17 protein-coding genes and 1 riboswitch are annotated in these 22771 nt (G+C 57.2%); of the genes, 2 read left to right on the top strand and 15 right to left on the bottom strand.

The window, feature by feature from the left end; translation table 11 throughout:
- The 14 genes from DSM100238_RS07890 to DSM100238_RS09375 form a co-directional block, all read right to left on the bottom strand.
- On the bottom strand, positions 1–4914 hold a 4914-nt coding region (locus DSM100238_RS07890), incomplete at its 3' end, for a calcium-binding protein (protein ID WP_167511111.1).
- 98 nt (positions 4915–5012) lie between these two features.
- On the bottom strand, positions 5013–5975 hold the full coding sequence (locus tag DSM100238_RS07885; RefSeq protein ID WP_152356120.1) for a hypothetical protein: 963 nt from the start codon (positions 5973–5975) through the stop codon (positions 5013–5015).
- A 192-nt stretch (positions 5976–6167) separates the two neighbouring features.
- The gene (locus DSM100238_RS07880; RefSeq protein WP_167511112.1) at positions 6168–8705 is read right to left on the bottom strand and encodes an ATP-binding cassette domain-containing protein; all 2538 of its coding nucleotides are present in this window, start codon (positions 8703–8705) and stop codon (positions 6168–6170) included.
- 259 nt (positions 8706–8964) lie between these two features.
- Complete coding sequence (locus DSM100238_RS07875) at positions 8965–9672, bottom strand: ECF transporter S component (protein ID WP_240812408.1); 708 nt, start codon at positions 9670–9672, stop codon at positions 8965–8967.
- A 216-nt stretch (positions 9673–9888) separates the two neighbouring features.
- Positions 9889–10518 (bottom strand): ECF transporter S component, encoded by a 630-nt coding sequence (locus tag DSM100238_RS07870; protein WP_015451291.1) that lies wholly within the window; start codon positions 10516–10518, stop codon positions 9889–9891.
- A 30-nt stretch (positions 10519–10548) separates the two neighbouring features.
- Positions 10549–10658, bottom strand: a riboswitch (TPP riboswitch).
- A 400-nt stretch (positions 10659–11058) separates the two neighbouring features.
- The gene (locus DSM100238_RS07865; protein WP_152356118.1) at positions 11059–12219 is read right to left on the bottom strand and encodes a hypothetical protein; all 1161 of its coding nucleotides are present in this window, start codon (positions 12217–12219) and stop codon (positions 11059–11061) included.
- Positions 12216–12971 carry an ABC transporter ATP-binding protein gene (locus DSM100238_RS07860; RefSeq protein ID WP_152356117.1) on the bottom strand — a complete coding sequence of 252 codons (756 nt, stop codon included), beginning with the start codon at positions 12969–12971 and terminating at the stop codon, positions 12216–12218. Before DSM100238_RS07860 ends, DSM100238_RS07865 begins: the two co-directional genes overlap by 4 nt.
- Positions 12962–14047: a hypothetical protein gene (locus tag DSM100238_RS07855; RefSeq protein WP_152356116.1), complete on the bottom strand. Its 1086-nt coding sequence runs from the start codon at positions 14045–14047 to the stop codon at positions 12962–12964. Before DSM100238_RS07855 ends, DSM100238_RS07860 begins: the two co-directional genes overlap by 10 nt.
- Positions 14048–14115: 68 nt before the next feature.
- A complete protein-coding gene (locus DSM100238_RS07850; protein ID WP_152356115.1) occupies positions 14116–14895 on the bottom strand; it encodes a hypothetical protein in 780 nt (259 codons plus the stop codon).
- A gap of 78 nt (positions 14896–14973) precedes the next feature.
- Positions 14974–15297, bottom strand: coding sequence for a hypothetical protein (locus DSM100238_RS07845; RefSeq protein WP_152356114.1), 324 nt, complete (start codon positions 15295–15297; stop codon positions 14974–14976).
- Between the two features lie 669 nt (positions 15298–15966).
- Positions 15967–16671: a hypothetical protein gene (locus DSM100238_RS07840; protein WP_152356113.1), complete on the bottom strand. Its 705-nt coding sequence runs from the start codon at positions 16669–16671 to the stop codon at positions 15967–15969.
- Between the two features lie 69 nt (positions 16672–16740).
- The gene (locus tag DSM100238_RS07835) at positions 16741–17481 is read right to left on the bottom strand and encodes a hypothetical protein (protein ID WP_152356112.1); all 741 of its coding nucleotides are present in this window, start codon (positions 17479–17481) and stop codon (positions 16741–16743) included.
- A 93-nt stretch (positions 17482–17574) separates the two neighbouring features.
- On the bottom strand, positions 17575–18102 hold the full coding sequence (locus DSM100238_RS07830; RefSeq protein WP_167511110.1) for a hypothetical protein: 528 nt from the start codon (positions 18100–18102) through the stop codon (positions 17575–17577).
- Positions 18095–18280: a hypothetical protein gene (locus tag DSM100238_RS09375; RefSeq protein WP_167511109.1), complete on the bottom strand. Its 186-nt coding sequence runs from the start codon at positions 18278–18280 to the stop codon at positions 18095–18097. The genes DSM100238_RS07830 and DSM100238_RS09375 overlap by 8 nt, the downstream gene beginning before the upstream one ends.
- 619 nt (positions 18281–18899) lie before the next feature.
- Here DSM100238_RS09375 and DSM100238_RS07825 point away from each other — a divergent pair.
- Both DSM100238_RS07825 and DSM100238_RS07820 read left to right on the top strand, forming a co-directional pair.
- Positions 18900–19454, top strand: coding sequence for a matrixin family metalloprotease (locus tag DSM100238_RS07825; RefSeq protein ID WP_152356110.1), 555 nt, complete (start codon positions 18900–18902; stop codon positions 19452–19454).
- A gap of 31 nt (positions 19455–19485) precedes the next feature.
- Positions 19486–20100: a hypothetical protein gene (locus DSM100238_RS07820; RefSeq protein WP_152356109.1), complete on the top strand. Its 615-nt coding sequence runs from the start codon at positions 19486–19488 to the stop codon at positions 20098–20100.
- Positions 20101–21363: 1263 nt separating this feature from the next.
- On the opposite strand, the gene DSM100238_RS07815 is transcribed toward DSM100238_RS07820, so the two are convergent.
- Positions 21364–22734, bottom strand: a complete 1371-nt coding sequence (locus DSM100238_RS07815) for a dipeptidase (protein ID WP_152356108.1) — start codon at positions 22732–22734, stop codon at positions 21364–21366.
- Positions 22735–22771 lie beyond the last annotated feature (37 nt).

Genomic DNA, 22771 nt, shown 5'->3' with positions numbered 1-22771 from the left:
ACCGTCACCCAGGCCGAACACATACACGTCCGCGCCCGAACCGCCGTCCAACCGGTCGTCGCCCAGGCCGCCCACCAGCGTGTCCGACGCCCACGAACCCGTCAGCCGGTCATCACCGGCGCCACCGGAAAGCGTCTCCACGCCGTTGAAGTTGAACCCGCCGGAATACCCGGCCAGCTCGTCGTCCCCGTCCGTGCCGTCCACACGCGTCACGATCATGTCCCGCATCGACTCCGGGGTCCACACGGTCCCGTCCGCGAACTCCACCCGGCCCACGTACCGCCACGAATCCCGGTACGCGCCCCGCAACGTCAACGAGTCCGACTCGCCCACCCGGAACACCACGTCATCGCCCGAACGCGACAACGACACCATCGACGGCAGCACGCCCTGCGAGAACCTGATCACATCATGCTCCCACCCCGAGTCGTAGTTCTCGACCACGTCATGACCGTCACCCAGGCCGAACACATACACGTCCGCGCCCGAACCGCCGTCCAACCGGTCGTCGCCCAGGCCGCCCACCAGCGTGTCCGACGCCCACGAACCCGTCAGCCGGTCATCACCGGCGCCACCGAATAACGCCCCATCAATTGAACCGGCGTTCATGGTATCGTTTCCGTCCCTGCCGAACATCAATTGATGGACTCCATCACCTGTAAGCGTGTCTGCGATGTCACTACCGCAGATTGCCGAAGATGCAACTCCGTCTTCCACAGCTTTGGACATGCCCGGAAGCTGAGATGCGACCATCCCGTGGAATCCCACGAATACGCTGGCATCATGGGCAATCGCCGTGGAAAGGTATGCGACATATGCCGCAACATCTTTGACAGTGCTTTCCTTGAGCTCCCCTTTCAGCGACGCTGCGATAACCAGAAACTCCAATGCTCCAAGGTCAACACTGGCTTTTCCGTTTTCATCGCGATTGATGATTGCGCCTGAGAACATCTCATTGCCTGGAATTTGTGACATAAGCGAGAAGCAGTACGAATCGCGGATATTCTTATATAGATTCTCAAGCTGTGGTCCTGCGGTGGGGTTAGGGTTGCGTCCCCATTGCCCTTGGAACTTCTCTCCCATGAACGCCTCGTCGACCATGAGGTGCCGGGCGTCGATGTACGTGCCGAACGCGTCTTGTTGAATGTCTCGCGCGCCGGCCATCGTGCACAGCATGTCATCAACGATACTGAAACGTTTCAGTATGTCGGTCTCCGAGGTGAATGCCTGGAGATCGGCCAGAATGATGTCTCCGTGCTCGCCTGCGACCGCGCGTGCAAGTGACGGAAGCGTGCCGTGGTTGTTGGTGGTATAGTTCAACAACCTCGTCGTTGAGCCCGCAGTACCGTCATCCATTTCAACGGTATCGTACATATTGGCTTTCGCCCACAATTCGCCAATGGTCTTCGAGGTGCCGTCAGCGAATACGACTTGCGCCGTACCGCTAATTTCCGCTTCACCCGCACCGGATTCCGAGGGTTTCTCCGTTTTCAGACTGATGCTGGAAACTCCCGCGTCGGCGAGACTGACCAGTTCCCCATTGCCGGATTGCCCGTCTCCATCGGCATCGCACCATATCCGCAGCTGTGAGAAAATCTCGTCTCGCGCATCGATGAGCCCATCGCCGTTGGCATCGTAACGTGACAATGCCGCAAAACCGTCTGCCGCGAGGGATCCATCGGCCAGCTTGGTATGATCGCCGAAGAGTTCGGAACCGTCATCGATTTTCCCGTTGCCGTTCAGATCGAGAGCGAGCCAGCCGTCCGTGCGAGTCCAATCGGTTTTCTCGGCATAACCGTCAGCGTTGAGATCGAAATGCGTGCCGTTCTTGCGGTCGGTGATGTCGAAACCTTTACCGTCCAGATCGATGACCAGCGGATCGTACTTTGCGTTCTTGGCATCGTTCCAGTTCGGGAACAGAAAATCAACTATGGCCGGCGAGATTTTCTGTGACAGGTACGCGGCTCCGACACCGATGGCTCCGCCGACAAGCATGCCGATGACACAACCAGCGGGCCCTCCGATTGCGCATCCAAGCTCCGCACCGTATTTCATACCGATAGCCCCACCGGCCCATGAAAGACTATAATCAAGGCCGGCTGACACTGCCCCCTTGCGATCGCCCTTATTCCACTTGTCGCGGATATCATTGTAGGTATTCACCGCATCAATGGTCATGAGTATTATTCCAGCTGCACCGAACAGCTTGCCAATAGGTTTTCCAGCAACAGCGCTGATACGTCGCCAACACTTGGTACCGCCAATGCTTTCGCTTAGGCTGTTAAGGCCTTGCATTATCTTGGAATCGCCGATGTGCTTCCCCAATGAAATAACAAATCTATCGGCGCTTCTTAGACCGCCCGTTTCCAAGATTTTCGACGAAGGGGGAAGCTGCTTCCCGAAGCCCCACTGGACACGATTCGAATCATACGATTCACAGAATTCCTTGATTTCCTTTTCGGGAAGGTTGTTCACATCGATGGCGCGCATGAAGTTGTTTTTCTTGACACACCACCGTTTTGCCTGTGCCGTGGTCATACCGCCAGGTTCTGCTCCGAACGCGATCGCTCCACGCTCGCCGAACGATTCTTTCAGTTCCGCATCGCTCACGCCTGAAGCGTGAACGACATCTGCGGTACTGTACCGTTTCATCCCCTTGTCCAGCTCTTTGCCCGAGTCGATGTCTACGAGCCTCTCTTGGTCATCGAAAACCAGGTGCTTCGTATCATCAGGGTTTTCCAGCGCCTTGCCGATTTCCTCAAGCTTGCCCGCGTCGCGCACCTGCACTTCGTAACCTGCTCGTTGTATCGTGCCGATGGCGTTGCTGACACGCAGGCGAGAGATACCGGTAAGTTTCTTGCCTTCCGGGATATTATCATTAATCCATTTGTCATTGGCACCCAACGCATCGGCGATATCCGCTTTGAACAGGCCTTTTTCAGACGACTCCGGCATATTCATACCGCGGAATCTGCCTTCGGCGTCAAATACCCCGTGATAGGTCTTGCCCGCGTTCCTGGATTCGCATGTCTCGCCCACCATGGCGAGGTCGATCGCATCAGTGCCCGGTGCGACGGAGAGTCCTCTCGTTTTCAGTGCCAAGACACCTCGTCGCGCTCGGAGCTTGTTCAGATTTGTGAGCTTGTCATAATCCTTCAGCTGGGACGTATAGGATTTCGCATCATCGAATCCTCGTACTTCCGACAGATTGATCGACAACGCGGTACCCTTCTCGACCGCCTCGCCCTTGCGCGCGACTGAGGTTAACGCGCCAGATTTGTCGAAATTACACACCAGATCTTCGCTTCCAAGCTTCGTTCCATCAGCGATGCCGTTTTCGGCGAATTTCGTGAGATCCTTCGCAGACAGGGAGTCCTTGTTGACGCTGATACCACGTTTGTCCAGAGAATCAACCCCTATGCGCGCAAGCAGTTTGTCAGACGAGGACATGGAATCGAAGTCTTTGCATCGTTTTTTGATTTCGCCTTCCCCAGGAAGATTCGACATGTCTTCCATGCTGATGCTGAAACGCGTATGGCTTACGGCGGCGCTATTCTTGTCGACGTATTTCACACGTCCGTCGTCGAGGATACACGCCTTCTGGTCTTTGAGCGAGACTTCCTTTCCCGAGATAACTTCAGTCACCCCATGCTCGCCGATATTGAGCTTGGTGGAAACAATCTCCCCGGCATTGTCGATCATTGCGCAGGATCGTTCGAGTGGTTTGCCGCCGTTGAGTTTGACGATCTGCCCGTGGTCGGCGAGTATGGTGGCGCGCCACTGCAACGCGCTCTGGTCGATCATCTCCCGGACACCCGCACGGTCCACGGCACCGATACCCGGCTCATCCAGCATGGCGTAAGCCTCCGCGAAATCAGGGGCAAGGACATCACCGTGACGGGCCGCGGACTCGCCGGAAGCATAGACATCCATGAACCGGTGGGCATCAGGGTCCGCAGCAGTCGTGAACTTCCATTCGCCCTCATCGGCCGGGCCACCGGCATCATTGCGTTTCGGTTGCCATTTGACGTATTGGCAGCCGGCCCGGTTCATGGCCGTCACGTTCATGAAGTTGGCCATCTTCCTGGCGACCTCGGACGCGCCGGCGGACTTGGGGATATGCTCGTACACTGCAGCGATGAGTTCCTTGTTCACCCCGTTGACCGTCTTCACGCGGTCGTTCTTCAACAGCGCGTCAAGCTCGGTGCGCATCGACACTTTCACCGACCCATTGTCATTCACCGGGTCACCCATGAAGAAGGTCTCCACATCCGGGCCCCGCAGCGAACTCACATACCGCTCGGAGAAGTAATCATTAAGCCCGGGCACGTCACCGTCTTCACCCCTGCCGAGGACACCCGTGTCCGAATCGAACAGGCTACTCGCACGCGACCAGCCGCTACGACGTTCGCCGGCGGCATCCGTCTCGCTCGGGTCGCCGCCCAGCCTGTCCCTGATCAGCGAAGGGAACCGGTCGGCCAACGACTGCTGGAACCCCTCATCATTCATCAACCTTCCCGCCTCGGTCGACGAGATATACCCATGACCCCCGTACGAGTCCATCACCTGCCACATGAGCCCGGCACGGTCACCCACGGACATGCCACCCGCATACAGGCACCCCTCCAATTCCGGGTCCAACTCGGATGAGAACACGCCGCCGATGAACGACTCCATCCGCGCCAGACCATCCAACGAATCATTGACACCCAACGTGTCGAAAATCTTTTTCCACGCCTTGCTTTTCTCCTTCAGCAACTTCGCGTACTCATCCTTGATCTGCTTTTCCGTGTGCATTTCATCCGGTTTGGGGAATTTCTTTTTTGCGGTCTGCAAATCCTCCTCGAGTTGCGCACGCCCAGCCTTATCAAGCCCGAGCTGCTCCTCCCACCACGCCAGATCATGAAACTCCATTTCCACCACTCCAATCAAAAAATCAAACCAATACAACCCGTATCACCAATGAGAATCCGGACGACGGCCACCACGCCCGGCCGCATCGCAACCGCGCCTTACGCGGGACTGTCCCCGGGAAGAATCTCGGGCAAGTCGACAGACATCCCCCGGTATGTCAACCTCAACGGCGCCGTGCACGCGTAACCCGCATCCCAATACGCCCGCAGGAACGCCGCATCCGGGATAAACGGCCCATTCCCCTGCCCGAAGAACACACGCCTGGCGTTCACCCGACGCTCGCCGACCGGACGGGCGAAATCCTCACGGACCTGCGACCACCCATACTTCACGCCGTCATAAATGAACCCGCCCTTGGTCCCGCTGCCGCCGCCATGTGGATTATGCGCCACCGGCACACTCCACAGCACGGACCGGCCCGCGTCATCGATCGTCACCTTCCAGCCCGGGCGTACCCGCTCGGTGAAACCCTCATGCGCCAGGCTTTCCGCATACGCGTACTCCCCCTCGGACGGGACACGCGCACGATACCTGGTCAACGGCACATCCCACGGGCCAACCAGGTTCCCCCCGCGAACCTTCAGGCCATGCCGGTCCGCCTCATACCAGGTCACGCCATCCGGCCACACGCCACCATACGACAGCCAGCCACGATAATGAATTCGCAGCATCGCCGCCAAGACTTGCAGCATCTCCATGTCAGGCTCCACCGTCTCGCCCAACAGGCCCACATCACCGAAATCCGCCTTATACCAGTCAGCCGGCAGACCATCCGGACGCGACAACGCATACACGTCATACTCATCCGAACCATCATCGCCCCCCTTCCAATCGATATTGGCCAGCAACAATACGCCACGCCACACAAACGCATAGACGGGATAGAAATCCCGACCCCAAATGCCTGGCAACCACTCGCCACCGGAGGTATCCGCGAGCAGCGCCTCGCCGCCATCACCGACAACCCAATACCGGCAATGCTCCAGATCCACACCCAACGCGCGCAGACCATCCATCTCCCGCGGAGACAACAACGTGAACGGCCCCTCGACCCTCACCATGGCACACTCCTCCCGACCCGACGGAAACCGACTCCCCGTCAGCACGACCATACCCCCGTCACGCACGCAAAATCCGTAACGACACGCAGAAAACCATCAGAAACCATTCGTCAAACGTTTGACGTTTTTTCTGCGTCTCAACATGTGAACAACATCAACAGTGAAAACCGGATGCTCCCGCCGCGACTACGCTCACTTGCCGCCAAAGAAGCTGAACGCGCCGAACCACACCGACACCGCGAGCGCGATCATCGGCACCGCGAAGCAGCATACAAGGAACACCCGGTCGCGCGTCCCGCTCATGCTGACGCGTGCATGGCTGCGAGGCCCGTCGCCGCCGAATCCACGCGCCTCCATCGCGGTCGCCAGCGTGGTCGAACGCCTGATGGACAGCACCAGCAACGCGAACGCCTGCGGGAAGAACGCCTTGAACGCATTATCATCACCGAGTCCGCGCGAACGGCGTGACGCAGTGAGCGCCGCCCAATCGTCGCGCAGCACGGAAAACAGGCGCATACCGGCGAGCCCGCCATAGACGAATCGGTCCGGCAAATGCAGAATCTGGCTGAACGCGTCCGCCAAATCAGTCGCATCAATGCCCAACACCAGAATAATCGCGGGAATACCCACCGCCAGAATGCGCAAGCCGGTAGCCAAAGCAAGCCACGCCGACCGTTCACTGACGGTGATCATGCCCCAATGCCACCAGACAGCTCCCCCCTGTTTGCCGTACAGCAGTACGGCGAGCGCCGAACCTGGCGCCCCGATGAATACCGGCCACGTGGATTTGACGACCCGCAACGGCTTGAGCCCGAGGCAGGCGAGCGCAAGGAATTCGATGACAAGCGCGGTGCATGCGGACACCCAGTCGAGACTGAAAATAAGCGGCAGCGAGGCAAGCAGGGCGCCGAACAGCCGGTAGGCGGGGTTGATGGATGCGATGACACTTGACCTGCTGGAGGCACGCGGCTGTTCATGACGTTCGTTGACCGGGCTGACGCGGATGGTCTGCTCGTCGTCCCATTGGCCTTGCCCGCCTTGCGGAATGAGTTCGATGACGCGTGCGCCGAGCGCGGTGACAAGCTCATGGTCGTGGGTGACGACGATGATGCTGACGCCGTCGCCGCGCAGCCCGTGGATGAGGTGGACAATCTGCATCCAAGTACGGCGGTCCTGCCCGAACGTCGGTTCGTCAAGAATCAGCACGCGTGGGGCGGCGGCGAGCGCTGCGGCCACGGTGAGCCGGCGTTTTTCGCCTCCGGACAGCGTGTACGGGTTGACGTTCTCGTACCGGCTGAGGTTGAAGCGTTCAAGCAGGTCGTGCGCGCGGCGGCGGGCTTCGTCGGGTGCGATGCCGGTGCGCAGCGACCCGAGCATGACTTCGTCGATGACGCTGCCCCGGGCGAACTGGTGTTCGGGGTTTTGGAAAACGTAGGAGATGCGGGAGGCAAGTTCGGTTGATTTCCAGTTGATCGGCTGGGTGCCGTGCGCGTTCCCGGCGAGTTCGCGGCTGGCGTCCACGGAGCCTTCGAGCGGTTTGAGCAGTCCGGCGAGGGTCAGGGAGAGCGTGGATTTTCCGGCGCCGTTCGCTCCGACGAGCGCGGTGATCTGCCCGGGTTTGAATGCGAGGTTGATGTCGCGTGCGATGGCGTCTTCACTGTGCCCGATGCCCAAACCGCTGGTGGTCAGAATCGGCTCGCCGGTACCAGTCGCCGGATCGTAATCGGGTTCGCTGTCGGTGTGGATGCGGGTGATCACGTCTTCGGGGCGCTGGTAGCGTTTGGGCAGCCAGATGCCGAGACCGGCGAAATCGATGCTGCGGTCGGAGAAAATCTCGTCCGGAGTGCCGTCGGCGATAATCACCGTACGCTGGTCGCCGTGGCGGCCCACTTCGGCTTCGTCGCCCTGCTGGGTGATGACAGTGCCGTTGCTTGGTTCGCCCTGTTCGCCGGATTCCGCTGTGTCCCCCGCTCCTCCGGTTTCCCCGGTCTTGCTCGCAGGCTGGCTGTCTTGCAATCCGAGAACGATGACACGATCGATCATATCGATCCAGGGTTCTGCACGGTGTTCCACGAGCATCATAGTCGCATGCGTGTTGTCGAGCACATTGCGCACCGCGCCGACGATCTGGTCCACACCATCCGGGTCGAGGTTGGCGGTGGGCTCGTCCAGCAGCAGGACGCCCGGCTGCATGGCGAGTGCTCCCGCAAGGGCGAGGCGCTGCATTTGCCCGCCGCTCAAGTGCATGGTCGAGCGATCAAGCTGAATGCCGTGCATGCCGACCGCGTCAAGGCTGTCGCGGACGCGCTGCCATATCGCTTCGCGCGGCACGTTGAGGTTTTCCGGGCCGAACGCGACATTGTCACCGAGCCGTTCGAAAATCGCCTGCGCATCCGGGTCTTGCAAAACAAGGCCGACGCGTCCCCTAGCCTGGCTGACGGGCGTGCCGTCGACGGTGACACTCCCCTCAATCAGTCCGCCGTCCGCGTCGATGGTGCTGGTGGTGCCGTTAGCGGCGGTGTTCACGCTTTCGATATCGCCGCCGAGCAATCCGGCCGCGCCTTCGAGAATGGTGGATTTGCCGATGCCGGAAGCCCCAAGCAGCAGTACGCGCTGTCCGGGTTCGATGCTCAGGTTGAGGCCGCGGACGGCGAAGTGGCGGCGTGAAGCATGCCGGTAACCCCAATCATGGAATTCGAGGCGTGCCGGTTGTGTCGACACTGCCGTCATCGTGCTGCTGTTGTCGTGTTCGCTTGACTTCATCGCGTCCTGTGTCCTGCCGTCTTCGAATGCGCTGGCGTGGAACCGTTGTTCTGCCGCCGTTCGCTACTGTATCGCGAACTGCCGTCCGCCGGCCTCGGTTCCGCCGCCGTGCCTGTTGCGCTGTCGTACCGCTGTGCCGCTGTTGCTGCTGTTCTGTATCGCTTCACACCTGAACAGTTGCCTGCCGAAGTGCTTCTGCCGGCGTGAACCGTAGCCCCGCCGTGGTTCAGGCGGTGGCCCTCACTTCACGTCCGGATGCGAACTTGTCCAGCGCACCGGTCCGCGCAATCGCCCGATACAGGTACCACACCACGATGCCGGCGAACACGATGCCGGAAATCACGGACGTGACTAGATAGATGGTGATGTACTGGCCGGTGAACGCCTGGCCGCGCATGAAAATGTCATGCAGCCACACGGCGACCCCGGCGAACGCGCCGGACAGCATGGTGATCGGCACGTTCCACACGCGGTACAGCACTATGAGGAACGCAAGTTCAGCGAACGCGCCCTGCATCAGCGATGTGCTGAACGTGTCCATGCCCGTCCACTGGTTGCCCATCAGGCTTTCGATGACCCCGCCAAGCAGTTCCGCGTACGTGGCGGCGCCGGGCTTGCGCACGATGACCGCCGCCAAGGGGCCGGCGAACAGCCACAAACCGTTGTAGATGCCTTGGAATCCGGGCATGACCAGGCCAATCAGGTCGCCGACGCCCAGCGAATAAATCAGGGACACCAGCCAGAAAATCAGCGCGCTGGCCACGCCGATCACCGACGCGACGGCGATATCGACAACACGCCACCTCAGGCTGAGGCGCCCCGCTGCGACCGGGGTCGCCTCGGGTTGCGGCGCGGGGGCCGCATTGCCAGTAGATGTCGCTGTGGCGACGGATGCGTTGGATGTATTGGATGCGTTCGAAGAGTTGTTGCTCATATTCATGTCTTCCTATGCGATGCCGGATTTCGATGATGCCCGGCACGGGGTGGTATATCGCTGCAATGATCCCGAAACCGCCCGCCCATACTGGTGGCGGGTCTTATGCCGCTGACTTGCGAAGCCGTATCGGCGCTCCGCCGCAAGCCCCAGGGATTCAAAAGTTGACGCTTTCAGATGGTGCTGTCAGACGGTAATTTCAGACGGTGTTGTCTCTCAGGCGCTGATACCGCGCACCTCACGCCCTGACGCGAACTTGTCGAGCGCACCCGTCCGCGCGATCGCACGGTACAGGTACCACATGAGGATGCCGGCGATCAACAGGCCAGACACCACAGTGGTGATCAGGTAGACGATGCCGTAGGACCCGGCAAGATTGATGCCCTGAAGATTCTCGATAAAGCTGTACGCCCAGCATCCGACCCCGGACAGCGCGCCGGACAGGGTGACAACCGGCAGGGTCCACTTGCGGTAGCGCACAATCGCGAACGCAAGCTCCGCGCACACGCCTTGCACCAAGGCGATGAGGAATGTGGCGAGACCGCCCCACATGTTGCCCATCAACGCTTCAAGAATGCCGGCGACGACCTCCGCATACACTGCGGCGCCCGGCTTGCGCACGATGATAGCGGCCAAGGGGCCTGCGAACAGCCACAATCCGTTGAACAGGCCGGGCAGACCGGGGACAACCGCGTCCAGCGCGGTCCAAGGTGCGGCGGTCAGCAGGGCGACCAGCCAATAAATCAGCGCGCTGGCCACGCCGATCACCGATGCGACGGCGATGTCGACGACGCGCCACTTGAGATTCACTGTGGATGATGCTGCAGTATTCGCAGATTGTGCCATGTTTGTGCCTTTCTTGAACGGTTGTTCTCAGGCACGGGAAGAACGACGTCCGTGCGCCGGCATTGCCCGGTTCACGTTCATTCGGTCGGAGGAAACCCCCATCTCAGCCTGGCTGTAGCCAAGCCCCCGTGTCGGTTGTTCAGTGTAGGGGCACCCCATGATTTTGCACGGTCCCCACATCGTCCCCGTACCGGCACGGCGGTTCCACGATATGCCCGCATCTCGGATGTCCCGTAACCCATGTCGTGCAGGAGTGGGCGATTCCGGTTCCAACCCGGGCAGAAATCCGCATTAGTCGCGCCATCTCGGGCAGCCTGTACCCGTCCGACGCCGGCAACCCGCAGATACACAGCCATCTCCGACAACCCGCGAGCAACGCCACGCAGGAACCGCCAACCCCAAGCCCATCTCACACAACTTCCCACACAAGCCGCGCTATCTCGGCGTTCCTGCTCCCCCGACCGTACAGAAATCCGGAGATAGTCGCCTATCTAGCGCGCGCTACCCACCGCGCACCCAAGCCGCACCCAACCCGCACCCCTACCGGCTCTTGAAGAACCGCAGCAGCTGGGACTCCCGCACGCTGAGCCCGGCGAGGAACGTCGCGGCCATCGCCCCCGCGAACCCGGTGGCAGGGATTCGGCAGGCGGCGATGAAGATGTTCATCCAGCCGTCGGCGGACATACGCCAGCAGTACGCGCACAGCAGCGCCAGGCACGCTATAGTCGCCAGTCCAGCCCAAATCAGCGTTTCCAGAGTCATTTCGAGCAGTTGGGCACCTTTGGTTTGCCCTACGTGCAAGGCACCCGCGTATTCCAGTCGTCTCCGCCGCACGGAAATCACCCCGGCAATCACCCCGACCGCCAGCGAGACGTACGGCAACCATACCGTCATGCGGTTCTTATAGCTGGAGTACGCATTATACCGAGAGTCGAAGGATTTGTTGACCTGCGCGACCGTCGTGTTTCCGCCCGTTCCCGAAACGATCGCCGTCGAATACAGCAGGTCGTTGGTTTGTTCGCTGACCGGCCACTGCTTCGCCCAGCATTCGGTGAATTCGCCGGAGGATGCCGAAACCGGGATCATCGCCGCATAGGCGAATCTGGTGTCACGGCCGTCGTTGGGCCAGGAGAATACGCCGGCGATGGTCATATCGCCACGGTTGGTTTGCATGACGCTGCCTTTGACCAGTCCGAAATCATGCGAAACGTCGGTTGAAATCCATATTCCCGAGGTGTCAGCGGTCTCGTTCACTTCCTGTTGCGTTGATGTCGCCCCCTGTTGCGCAGACGAGGCCGCAGAAGACGCAGACGACGATGCCGCGTTCGCTGTTTTCTGCCCGGATGCAAGCAGTTTGATGAATCCCGGGGTCACTTCGTACGCGGGCAGTTCCATGCCGGGCGTCGAGGACGCGGTGATACTTTCGGCAGCACGGGCCGCTCCTGCAAGACTTGGCCCGTTGTGGACCATTTCGAGCCCGTCGCACGCTTGGCCGTCGACGCTTGCGCCGATGAGGGCTTTCGTATCGGCGTCCGAACTGATGCGCGTGATCGCTTCCTGTTCGAGCTGCACGATGGACATGGCTTCGTACCCGCCAAGAAGCGCACCGGTGATGAGCATGACGAGGAAAAACCATGCTGCCCGCGTGGTCCCCGCGCTGATGTTCCGCACGGCTTCGGAACAGATTGACCGGAGATTCATGATCTAACCCCCTCGCTTCCGGCAGCACTTCCAGCATCGCTTCCGGCAACACTTCCTGCAATGCTTCCGTCTGCGCTCCCAGCAGCACGCCCGTCCACACGTGCAGCAGCGCTCTCACCCGCGTCCCCATCCGCGTTTTCAGCACCGACCGGCGCGTAATCAGCCAAATCAATGATCCGGTCGCACGCGTCCCTGGCACGCGGGTCATGCGTCGCCACGACCACGATCATGCCTTGCCCCGCGAGATTGCCCAACACTTCGCTCACGGATGCCGCCGTTCGCGTGTCCAGCTGCGCGGTCGGCTCGTCGACGAGCAACACATCAGGGTGCGAGCATACGGCTCTGGCGAGCATCAACCGTTGCGCTTCGCCGCCGGAGAGTTCGGAAAACCTCCGGTCCGCCGCATATTCCAGATCGAACAGCCCCATGGCTTGCAACGCTTCAGGAATCGCTTCACGTCTGCTCATGCCGTGGCAAAGCAGCGGGAAGACCACGTGGTCGAGCGCGGTCCGTTCCGGAACGCCGTAGGGGTTTTGGAATACCCACCCGATGCGGTGGATGTCGTCGCGTTCGACTTGCCCCGCCCATGGTTTCACCCATCCCGCGAGAATCGACAGCAAGGTGGATTTACCGCATCCGGAAGGCCCGCACAGCGCGACAGTCTGCCCCGGACTGATTTCGAAATCGAGATGCTCGAACAGAATATCCGTTCCGGGGAAACGATGTGCCAGGTCTATTGCTTTCAGGAGCATGTTGCGCCCGCGATCTTCGACCCGATTTCCACCGAGGTGATGGATGCCGTGCTGCCGCCGTCATTGAGCTGCACGAGACTGACTCCAAGCGAAGAGCCGACAACGGTGACGGCATGTTTCGTCCCGTCCGTGGTCATGATGCACCCTTTGCTTCCGTTCAGGCCGAATACGGCGCCCGCGGGAACGCGAAGCGCTTCAATGGATTGCGCCAGGGAGAGCGTGCCGCTGATGCCCGCCGCGAGTGTGTCCTTGGTCTGGGTTTTGTATTCTTCCGTCGCCGAAACCTGTTTGAGATAGTCGGCGTTGTCGATGGCGGTCTGGCCTGCGGGCAGCGTGGTCGATTGGCCGAATACGGTAATCACCCGGTCCTGGTCCGAGGGGTTCGTGTTCTTGATGTTGAGTTTGACCAAAGCCCCTGGAATGTCGCCGATCTGCGACCCTTGGGTGACGCTTGCGCCTGTGGTTCCCTGCCAGTTGCTGACGGTGACGCTCTGCTCGGGGATCCATAGGATGTCGCTCAGCAGGAGCGCACCGTCACTGTCCGAACCGTTGTCCGCCATGAGGCGTTTCCACCCTTGCTGGGTATTCCATGAGTACCGGTCGCTGTCGGCGTCGGATTGGTAGCCGAGCCGGGACAGTTCATTGTTCAGCGCACGCACGTCCTGCCCTCGGTCTTCCACGTGCAGGTCGCGGTACAACGGCAGGGCTGTGTTCAGGGCGATGACGGCACGGTCGTTGACGCGCATGCAGGCATGACCGGAAGACAGCCCGTTGCCTGAGTAATCCGCTGTCACGGTGCCGGTGCTGTTGCCCAGAATGGTTCTGTCGCTGGCGATGTCGGGGATCAGTGTGACTGTTTGCGCGCCGTTGTACTGCTGCGTCGACACTTTGGCTTGCGTCACTTCTCCGGATGCGCCCAGTAGTGCGGGTGGACGGTCGGGCATGAACATCGCGCACACCCCCACGGTGATCGCCGCGGCCACCACGATGGACATGATGACCCACGCCGCGATATTGACATGCCGATGGCGTTTGTTGTCGACTTTGCCTTTGACACCACGCTCATGACGAAACATCGATGTTCCCCTTCTCTTGTTGCTAACGGACTATCGCATACCGGCAATCGGTGTGGATGGTGCGCGACCTATCCCAACGGTTTCCAGTACGATTCCTTCTCCGACACATTGGCTATGCCTATCTGATATAGGGTGAAGCATTCCTGGGCCTCTGCAGTGGAAAAATATTGCGGCAGGGGCTCGTTGGAGAAATCTTTCGAAAATTGATCTTTCGAATACGACGTAGGAACGACTTTCTTAGTGATCAGGCAGTTGACAACGAGCTGATGGAAATCCGTAGACAGTTCCGGATTGCTTTCCTGGGTACGATACAGTGTATCCGCATTAACCAGCTCATAACTCGAACAGTACAGCCAGTCTTTATCGAGTTTTTTGGCTTGTTCATCATTGAGCCCTTCAATATTCATCGAGGGAACAGAGTAAAAGCCCCCATATGCGGGAGGCTTCGGATCCGTCCAACCTCTATTCATGATACAGGAACGAAAATTCATCCATGCTTGTTCGTATTCCGAGCGGGACATTTTCCCATTATTCTTTGCCGCATGCGCAATGATTGCCCTCTGCTGCGAGCTCATGGCGGTATCCCTACTGTTGGCATTCGCCTTCACAGCATCATCGTCACTCAGCATCTGTTCCGCCAGCGCCTTCAACGAAGACGCCATATGAGACCCATCCGCACCAAAATCCGTATCAGCACTGGATTGAGAAGCAGAAGGTTCCGCAGCAGTGCCTTGATTTGCTGAATTGGCGGTTTTCAACGCATCCGGACTCGAACATGCAGTCAGGCATGATGAGAGGCACAACACCGCAACAAATGCACGAATGCATTTTACCAACTTCAATACCATTCCCTATCCTTTTCAATGAACATTGTTTTCGGCGCCACTCTCATTTTCATGGCGCCGAAAACAAACTAATAAGCGGTATTAAAAATATGAATACTCAACCCAATCATCATGCGCTGCCTGCGTACCGTTCGCTACCACATGGCATGATGTATATGTACTTGCTGTTTGATAGCGGATTATTTTTTTATCCTGAACAGCTTTACAATAATGTTGTTTAGATACCGAATATCCCGTTACTTCAGAACGGGTGGGCGTTACATTCCAACTTGCCTGATAGTATCCAATATTCGTGCTACCACTACTAACCGGATACTGAATATATGCATTCGCCGACACTGTAGCACAGGCACAAATCCCCAATGCTGCGGCGGAAGAGAGCAAAGCCCTCGTTATTCTTTTCATGTTGTCACCGTCCTTGTGAACAATCTATTTTATGATTGAGAACTCACCTTAGAGCTCTCAATCAGCATTTTATCATCTCCGTTCTCCATTATCTTCATTTTCACAAAATATGCCACAACTAGAACTTCGTATCCATATCACTTTCACAGGCTACACCCTATTACCAAACAACAGCATGCTCACAATTGCAGCCACACTGATGTGCCATAACCCAAACCGAGCAAACCCATTGTGTTCTTACATATATATTCACATCATCATTTTTCTCAATTTAATCTAGGCAAAATATCATCATCTCCCATTAAGAATGTAAATCATCTACATATTGAAACCAAACAACATGATACTTCTCTAATATTCCTCAGCATTTCGGAAATATATTATTAATTTACCAAGTAAGACCATCAAGAAAATTCTCAGCTCGCTTATTTATATCCCAGTAATAATCTCCAGCAGTTCATGAATGCAACTAGATATTGTTATCTTTCGTTAATATATAATTATTATTCATTATCGCGTTGAAGCATGCTCGAAAATCACTTATTTACGACAAACCCCTATCAAATATCAGCCCGTGTATGTCCGTCTTTCTCTCCAGCAGCAGCTCCTTGCCTCATCAGCGGCATATATTTCTCATAACAATGCAGGAACGAGGCACCGTCGCGTCCATCAGCCCATCGGCTTCCATAGGCTGTCTTTTTCTTTGGTGCCATCGACGGCGTGGTATCCATATTTAATCAGGCAAGATTGCACCTTGCTATCTGAGAAATCCAGACCGCTGCTATCTTTTTGGAATTCTTCTGCCGTATAGTCACTGCTTACGACGCCGTTTGCCACAAGACACTTCACTATCAACTGAACATTCGCCGTTGACAATGTCGGATTGGCAACCTGGGTCCGGTACAGCTGATCGACGTCTACCACGTATGTCCTTGCGCAATAATCAGTATCCTGGGATAATTTTGTCATCTGCGCCTCCGTCATGTTTTCCGCATTAATCGGAGGCTCTGCATATAGTCCGTCTGCTTCCCGCAAATTGGGGCTGGTCCACCCTCGGCTTACGATGCACTGTTTATAGTTCGCCCATGCCTGTTCATAATCAGCACGAGAGACAGTGCCGTCCCCTTTCGCAGCCTTCTCAACTACGTTCCTTTGCTCGTCATCCATCTTCTGCGATTGTTTATCAGCATCAAGAATCGACTGTGCGTATGCTTTCAACGATGAGGCAAGACGTGCCCCGGTCTGTGATGCCGATGGAGACTCAGATGAAACAGAGGTATGAGGGGAACCGGGATGAGAACACGATGACAGCAGCATGACGCAACACGTCACAACGGCAAGAATACCGGTTATTTCATGGCGCTTGTCTCTCATAACCCATCACCTTCTTTGGACTATTGCAGATTTCATCATCGAATACTGATATCAACTATTCTGGCTTGTTCAAGATATCGGTTTCCATACCGGTTCCGACGTTCCCGCATCGTCGTTGAAATAGAAGCCTTGGGCGAAGAAGCAGGATTGGACGCGCTCATCGCTTATGGAAAATGATGTCGGTCCCACGTATTTCTCTCCTGGGGACCAGTCATCTCCCATTTCCTTCTTGTATTGTTCCTTAGTGAACGACACGGGAACTACACCATTCTTGATGAGGCAGTCAACAATCAGCTGATCCGTATCGGAAGACAAACCAGGATTACCAACTTGCGTACGGTACAGCGAGTCTACATTGGTCTTGTATTTGAATGCACAATCCTGAATGTCCTCGAACAATCTGTCTGACTGCTCCTTACTCATCCCTTTCGTGTTGACCTGTGGTTCACCGTACAAGTCCCCATGCTGTATCACGGGCGGGGACGTCCATCCCCGTGAAGTGATGCACGTGCGATATGTGCTCCACGCCTGCTCATAGTCAGCGCGTGTAAGCTTACCGTTATTCTTGACGGCACGCTCGATGGCTTCTTTCTGCTCGTCGGCCATCGACGGGTGTTTTGCATCCGTATCCAGCAAGAATTGGGCATATTCTTGCAAGGACGACGCTATCTTCCCGCTCGTCTGTGACGCCGACGCTGAAGGAGACGAGGTAGTTTCCTGCTTCTGTGCAGAAATGCGCATCGAACAGCCAGACAGCACCATCGCCATCGCAAGACCAACCGCGACAACATGCATCATCTTGGGCTTCATGGCATTCCCCTTCCTATGTGCTCCGCCATCGGAGTCGTTATGCCAAGCCCCCACTGACTAACCAGCAAAGGAACATATTGCTTTCAGTATAGCCTAACCCAGCGGTTTCCAGTAGGCGCTTTCATCTCGCGCGTCATTCGCAGAGTATCCGTATTTCACTAGGCAGGTCTGGACGGCGGAATCCGACAAATCCAGTTTGTCACCGAGATCGTCCTGGAGCTTGTCCGACGTGTAATCCTTGCCGACAACGCCATTCTTCTTCAGGCACGCCACAATCAGCTGATAGTTCGCGCTTGACAACCCCGGATTGGCAACCTGGGTGCGATACAGCTGGTCAAGATCGGTCACGTAGGTGATGGAGCAGTATTGCAGGTCTTCGTCCAGCTTGTGCTGCTGCGCGTCGCTCAACCCTTCCACATCGATGGGCGGGGCCGCGTACAACCCGTCAAGATGTTTGAGTGTCGGATCGGTCCAGCCCCGATCCACTATGCATTTGCGATAGTTCGCCCACGCCTGTTCATAATCCGTGCGCGACACTGTGCCGTCGCCCTTGGCGGCACGCTCGATGATTGCCTTCTGTTCCTCACCCATCTGGGACAATTGCTTGTCGCCATCAAGCATGGACTGGGCATACGCTTTCAGTGACGATGCCAGTTTTGAACCCGTCTTCGGCGCCGACGCCGTGTTCGACGCCGAAGAACCAGGATTCTGCGAATCGGGCCGGGAGCATGATGACAGCGACATTATCCCGCTTGCCACTGCAAAAATCAGCAGAGAACTCAATATTGTTCTTGTCCATTGCATGGTTTATATCCCCCAATCCAGCTCTATTGAGTCAACTCTGATATATGTATTTCAGATAAAATTCGACATAATCATAATACGCAGAGTTACCGCCAATGGCAGACACGTCACACGGCGTGTTAATCCCCGTGATTATCTCATTGACCTTATATCTATCCTGCAGCGATTGCCGCAGCAAAATCCCAACTACTTTACACTTCTTTTTGCCATGTTCTCCATCATTGGATTCTTCATGCATAGGGACTTACCCACCATAAGGTAAATCCTCTTTGTTGTGATGCCGCAATCCACAAATTAAAGCAACTCTCATTGTCTTGGCACAAATATACATCTCAACCTCAATTATCAATTGATCACGATACGGCGATGGCTGCTATTCGTAGCAGTGAATTCCTACGATTACGACGTCTTTGCGGGGGTTTACTGCAAACCTGCATTTGACACCGAACTCACGCACGAAGAGTATGCCCATATGCTATGCTTTAGAACGACAGGGTTGTTAGGGGATAGAAAGGGGTAATGATGTAAGTAGTATTATATATTCACAGCCATTTCAATTTCAAATTTCGTCATTTTTCATTGGAGCGATAATTCGTGTATAGATAAGGAAAAACATGAAACGCCATTCGTTTGTCCATAATATCAAACATGCAGTATGTGTCAGTATTGCAGTCTGCATGGCCGTGTATCTCTCGACTATTTCAGCAGCAGCCTCAACGACAAGCGGCTCAAAGTGGGGTAGTCCGACTCAGAAGATTTCCGCTTCTGCGATATCGGGGACATTCGAGACCGCGATGGGAAATGCGGTCTTCGAGATCAATCAGCAGACAGACGTCAATTTTTCGTGGACTGACAGCACATCACCATCTTGGAAAGCCTATGCCGCTGACTATGGGGCAACAGGTTGGGAAGGTCAGTCACAATGGAACGTCGTTCTCGGAAGTACTCGAAGTGCAAGTTCAAAATTAAACACGCGATACCTATCCACAGGAATGCCTTTCGACCGACTCAAAGTCGTCTGGCTACATGAACTATGCCATGTCTGGGGACTTGGCCATGTCAGTGGAATCAATCATGTCATGTATCAATCCGCCTCGGACGCGTATTTGAGAGGAGGTGTGAGGACCCTTACAAGCGATGAAAAAAATGGCATCAACAATCTATATTGATTACCAACAAAACTATGGAAAGCGTGCTGAAATGAAGAAGCATACACGACTCGTAAAGCCGATTCTGGCAATGGTGACTGCTCTCTCGATTGCTCTTGGCGTCGGAGCCTGCGGTTCAGGAACAACTGCTCAGACGAGCGGAAATGCAACGACAAGCAAAGGCGAAATTTCGAGAGTCAAGATGTACGACTCCGTCAAAGCGATCACGGATGATTCCGATCTGGTGATCGTCGGTACTGTCGCCGACCAGAGAGTCGTCCAGGACATCGACGATGAGACGGACTTCACCCTCTCCACGGTGAAGGTCATCACGACGAAGAAAGGCGATGCCGGCGATGAGACCGTCGTTGTCCGCCAGACCGGTTCAACCAAGAACCAGACCGCGGGGGCGATGATGAAAACCGGATCGACCTACCTGCTGTTCCTCGTGCACAGCGGACTATCCGGCGACCTCGCCTCGCAATACTACGTGACAGGAGCGGACGCCGGGATCTACCTCGCCTCCGCCACTGCGAAGGCGAAGGCGCAGACTGGCACGGCAACCGAACAGGATATCAGCGGGGAGACCTTCAACCGGGTGAACAGCGACTCCGGCGACAACCTGCCCGCAACGCTGACCGTCGACGAAGTGCCCGCCGCAAGCTGACAGGCTGCGGGCGGCAGGCTGTGGGCGGCATTGTGTGAGCAAATCCTCACACGACGACACCCACAGCCTTTCAACCAGCCCTTATCGGCCACCCAACCGCCCACTTTGTGAGCGAATCCTCACAAACCGACACCCGAAGTAGCCCGATTCCCGATTCCGGCCCGCTCAGACCTCCGTTGTGTGAGCCAATCCTCACAAACCGACGTGCGCCAAGCAGAAAACACAACCAGAAGCCATCCGGACGGTCTCTGTGTGAGCCAATCCTCACACAGAGACCGGTTCCCGACCCAGAATCAGCACCATGGCCCCCACCGGTAGCCATGGTGTGAGCCGACACTCACACAATCACCGGTTCCAACACCTCTTGTGCCACCCCACACTCTGCCGGCACCCCACTGTACGAGCCGATTCTCACAAATCGACATCCGCAAACCTTTTCACGACCCATATCCGCCGCCCAAGCGTCCACAATGTGAGTGAATTCTCACATGATGAATGACTCGACCGCAGTCTGGCTCATTCGGACTACCAAGATGCCTGTTGTGTGAGCAAAACCGCACACACCCAGCGACCACAGCACCATGCCATTCCGCAGCCATCAGCCGCATTGCCAATCGCGCATGCCTGGACATACACAATCTTGCACATCAGTAGGAGTCAGTATCGTTTCATCGCCAGGACTTATCATTGCGTATGCCCCGACATACGAAACGCGATGTATCGACCTGTGCCGATACCAAACGATGACAGGTCCTGCAGATTGTGCGTGTCCGGACATACACAACGCGACATTTCGCCCATGACCAGTGCGGCGTACCACCCGAACCCGCATATCGCGCATACACAATCCGACACCATGACTTCTGTCGAAATTACATCTTCATCCAAGGAATCCGTCGCGTACGTCATGACATACGCAACACAACATATCGGTCACGGCACGTGTCATAGCACACGCAGACCGACAAATCGCGCATGCCAAGGCATACGCAACACAACAGATACCCCACAGACAACGACCCTCACCGGTCGACCTGCACCATCACGCGTGTCAGGACATACACTGCGCGACAGATACTCCACAGTCAGCGGCCACCGGCAGACATCACTACAACTTGCGCATGCTCAGACATACGCAACCACCCGCAACCACACAACAGGCGGCGGCTCCGACACCGGCACCCACGCCAGCACCGGCACCACCGCCTCACCAGACAAAACGACACGCGATCGATCACTTCGACCGCGACATCCGCCGCCGCATCACTGCCCGAGTTTGGCGAGCAGCAGCGCCTCTGCGACCACGTTCTTCTTCAACCCGGACAGGCTGACCGACTCGTTAGGGCTGTGCGCATTGGATTGCGGGTCTTCAGGCCCGGTCACCAGCACTTGCGCCTTCGGAAAGATGCACTGCAATTCAGGGATGAACGGAATGGAACCGCCCTCACCCTTGTTGATCGGCTCCACGCCGAACGCCTCACGCATGGCGGCGAGCGCATCCTCGGTCGCTTCGGCGTCAGGGTCCATGGCCCACCCCATGCCGTTGTCCAGCGGGGTTACGGTCACACTCGCACCGAATGGCGCGTGCTCGGTGAGGAAATCGGCGACCGCCTGCTGCGCCTCTTCAGGTCGTTGACCGGGGGCGGTGCGCACGGACAGGCGGAATCGCGTCTCGTTGGCGATGACATTGAACGATCCGTCAACCGGGTGCGCGTCGAATCCGATGACCGTGGCACTCGACTTGGTCCACAGGCGGGAGGCAAGCGAACCGGTGCCGGCGAACCGGTAGCCGGGCACGAGGGACGTGTCGGAACGCACCTTGTCGGGGTCGAGATCCTGCTGCAGGCCGCCGATCGGCTCTTGGGAGAGCAGTCCGGGGATGTTGAGTTCGCCGTCCGCGTTGTACATGGACGCGATGAGCATGGCTGCGAGCGTGTTCGCGTCGAGAATCGGCCCGCCGTACTGCCCGGAGTGGACGGGATGGTCGAGGACTTTCACGCTCACGTCGAGCGTGGTGTTGCCGCGCAGGCTGGTGGTCAGGCTGGGGATGTCCGGGGTCCAGTTGCCGGAGTCCGCGACGATGATGACGTCGGAGTCGAATTCGTCGCGGTGCGCTTCGATGAACGGGATGAAGCTGCGCGAGCCCATTTCCTCTTCGCCTTCGAAGAACACTTTGATATTGACGTGCAGGTCATCGCCGAGCGCGTTGAGCGCGCCAGAGTGGATGGCGATGCCGCCGCCGTCGTCGCAGGTGCCGCGCCCGTACAAACGGTCGCCCACCTGGGTGGCGGTGAAGGGGTCGTCGATGTTCCAGTCCGCGGGATTCGGGGCGGGCTGCACATCGTGGTGCGCGTACAGGAGCACGGTGGGCGCTTCCGGGTCGACGATATGCGAGCCGATGACCTCCCATGCGCCCGGGGTGCCGTCCGGGTTGGTGGACTGTTCGACATGCGCGTCGATACCGACCTTACGCATTTCGCCGGCGACGAATTCAGCCGAACGCTTCATATGTTCGCCGGTGATGCCTTGTGCGGACACGGCTTTGAGTGCGATCTTCTCTTTGAGCAGGTCGACGATCCTGGTCCAGTCGGCTTCTACGCGCGCGCGGACGGTCTGTTCATTCAACGCGGTCATGGGTTCTCCTTATATCTCTGGTCATCGTGTGTGCGAT

Origin of the sequence: Bifidobacterium apri (assembly GCF_009299485.1) — a bacterium.
GTDB classification, from domain to species: Bacteria; Actinomycetota; Actinomycetes; order Actinomycetales; family Bifidobacteriaceae; genus Bifidobacterium; species Bifidobacterium apri.
The sequence above is the reverse complement of the archived record's forward strand: the minus strand, read 5'-3'. Positions and strand labels throughout refer to the sequence as shown.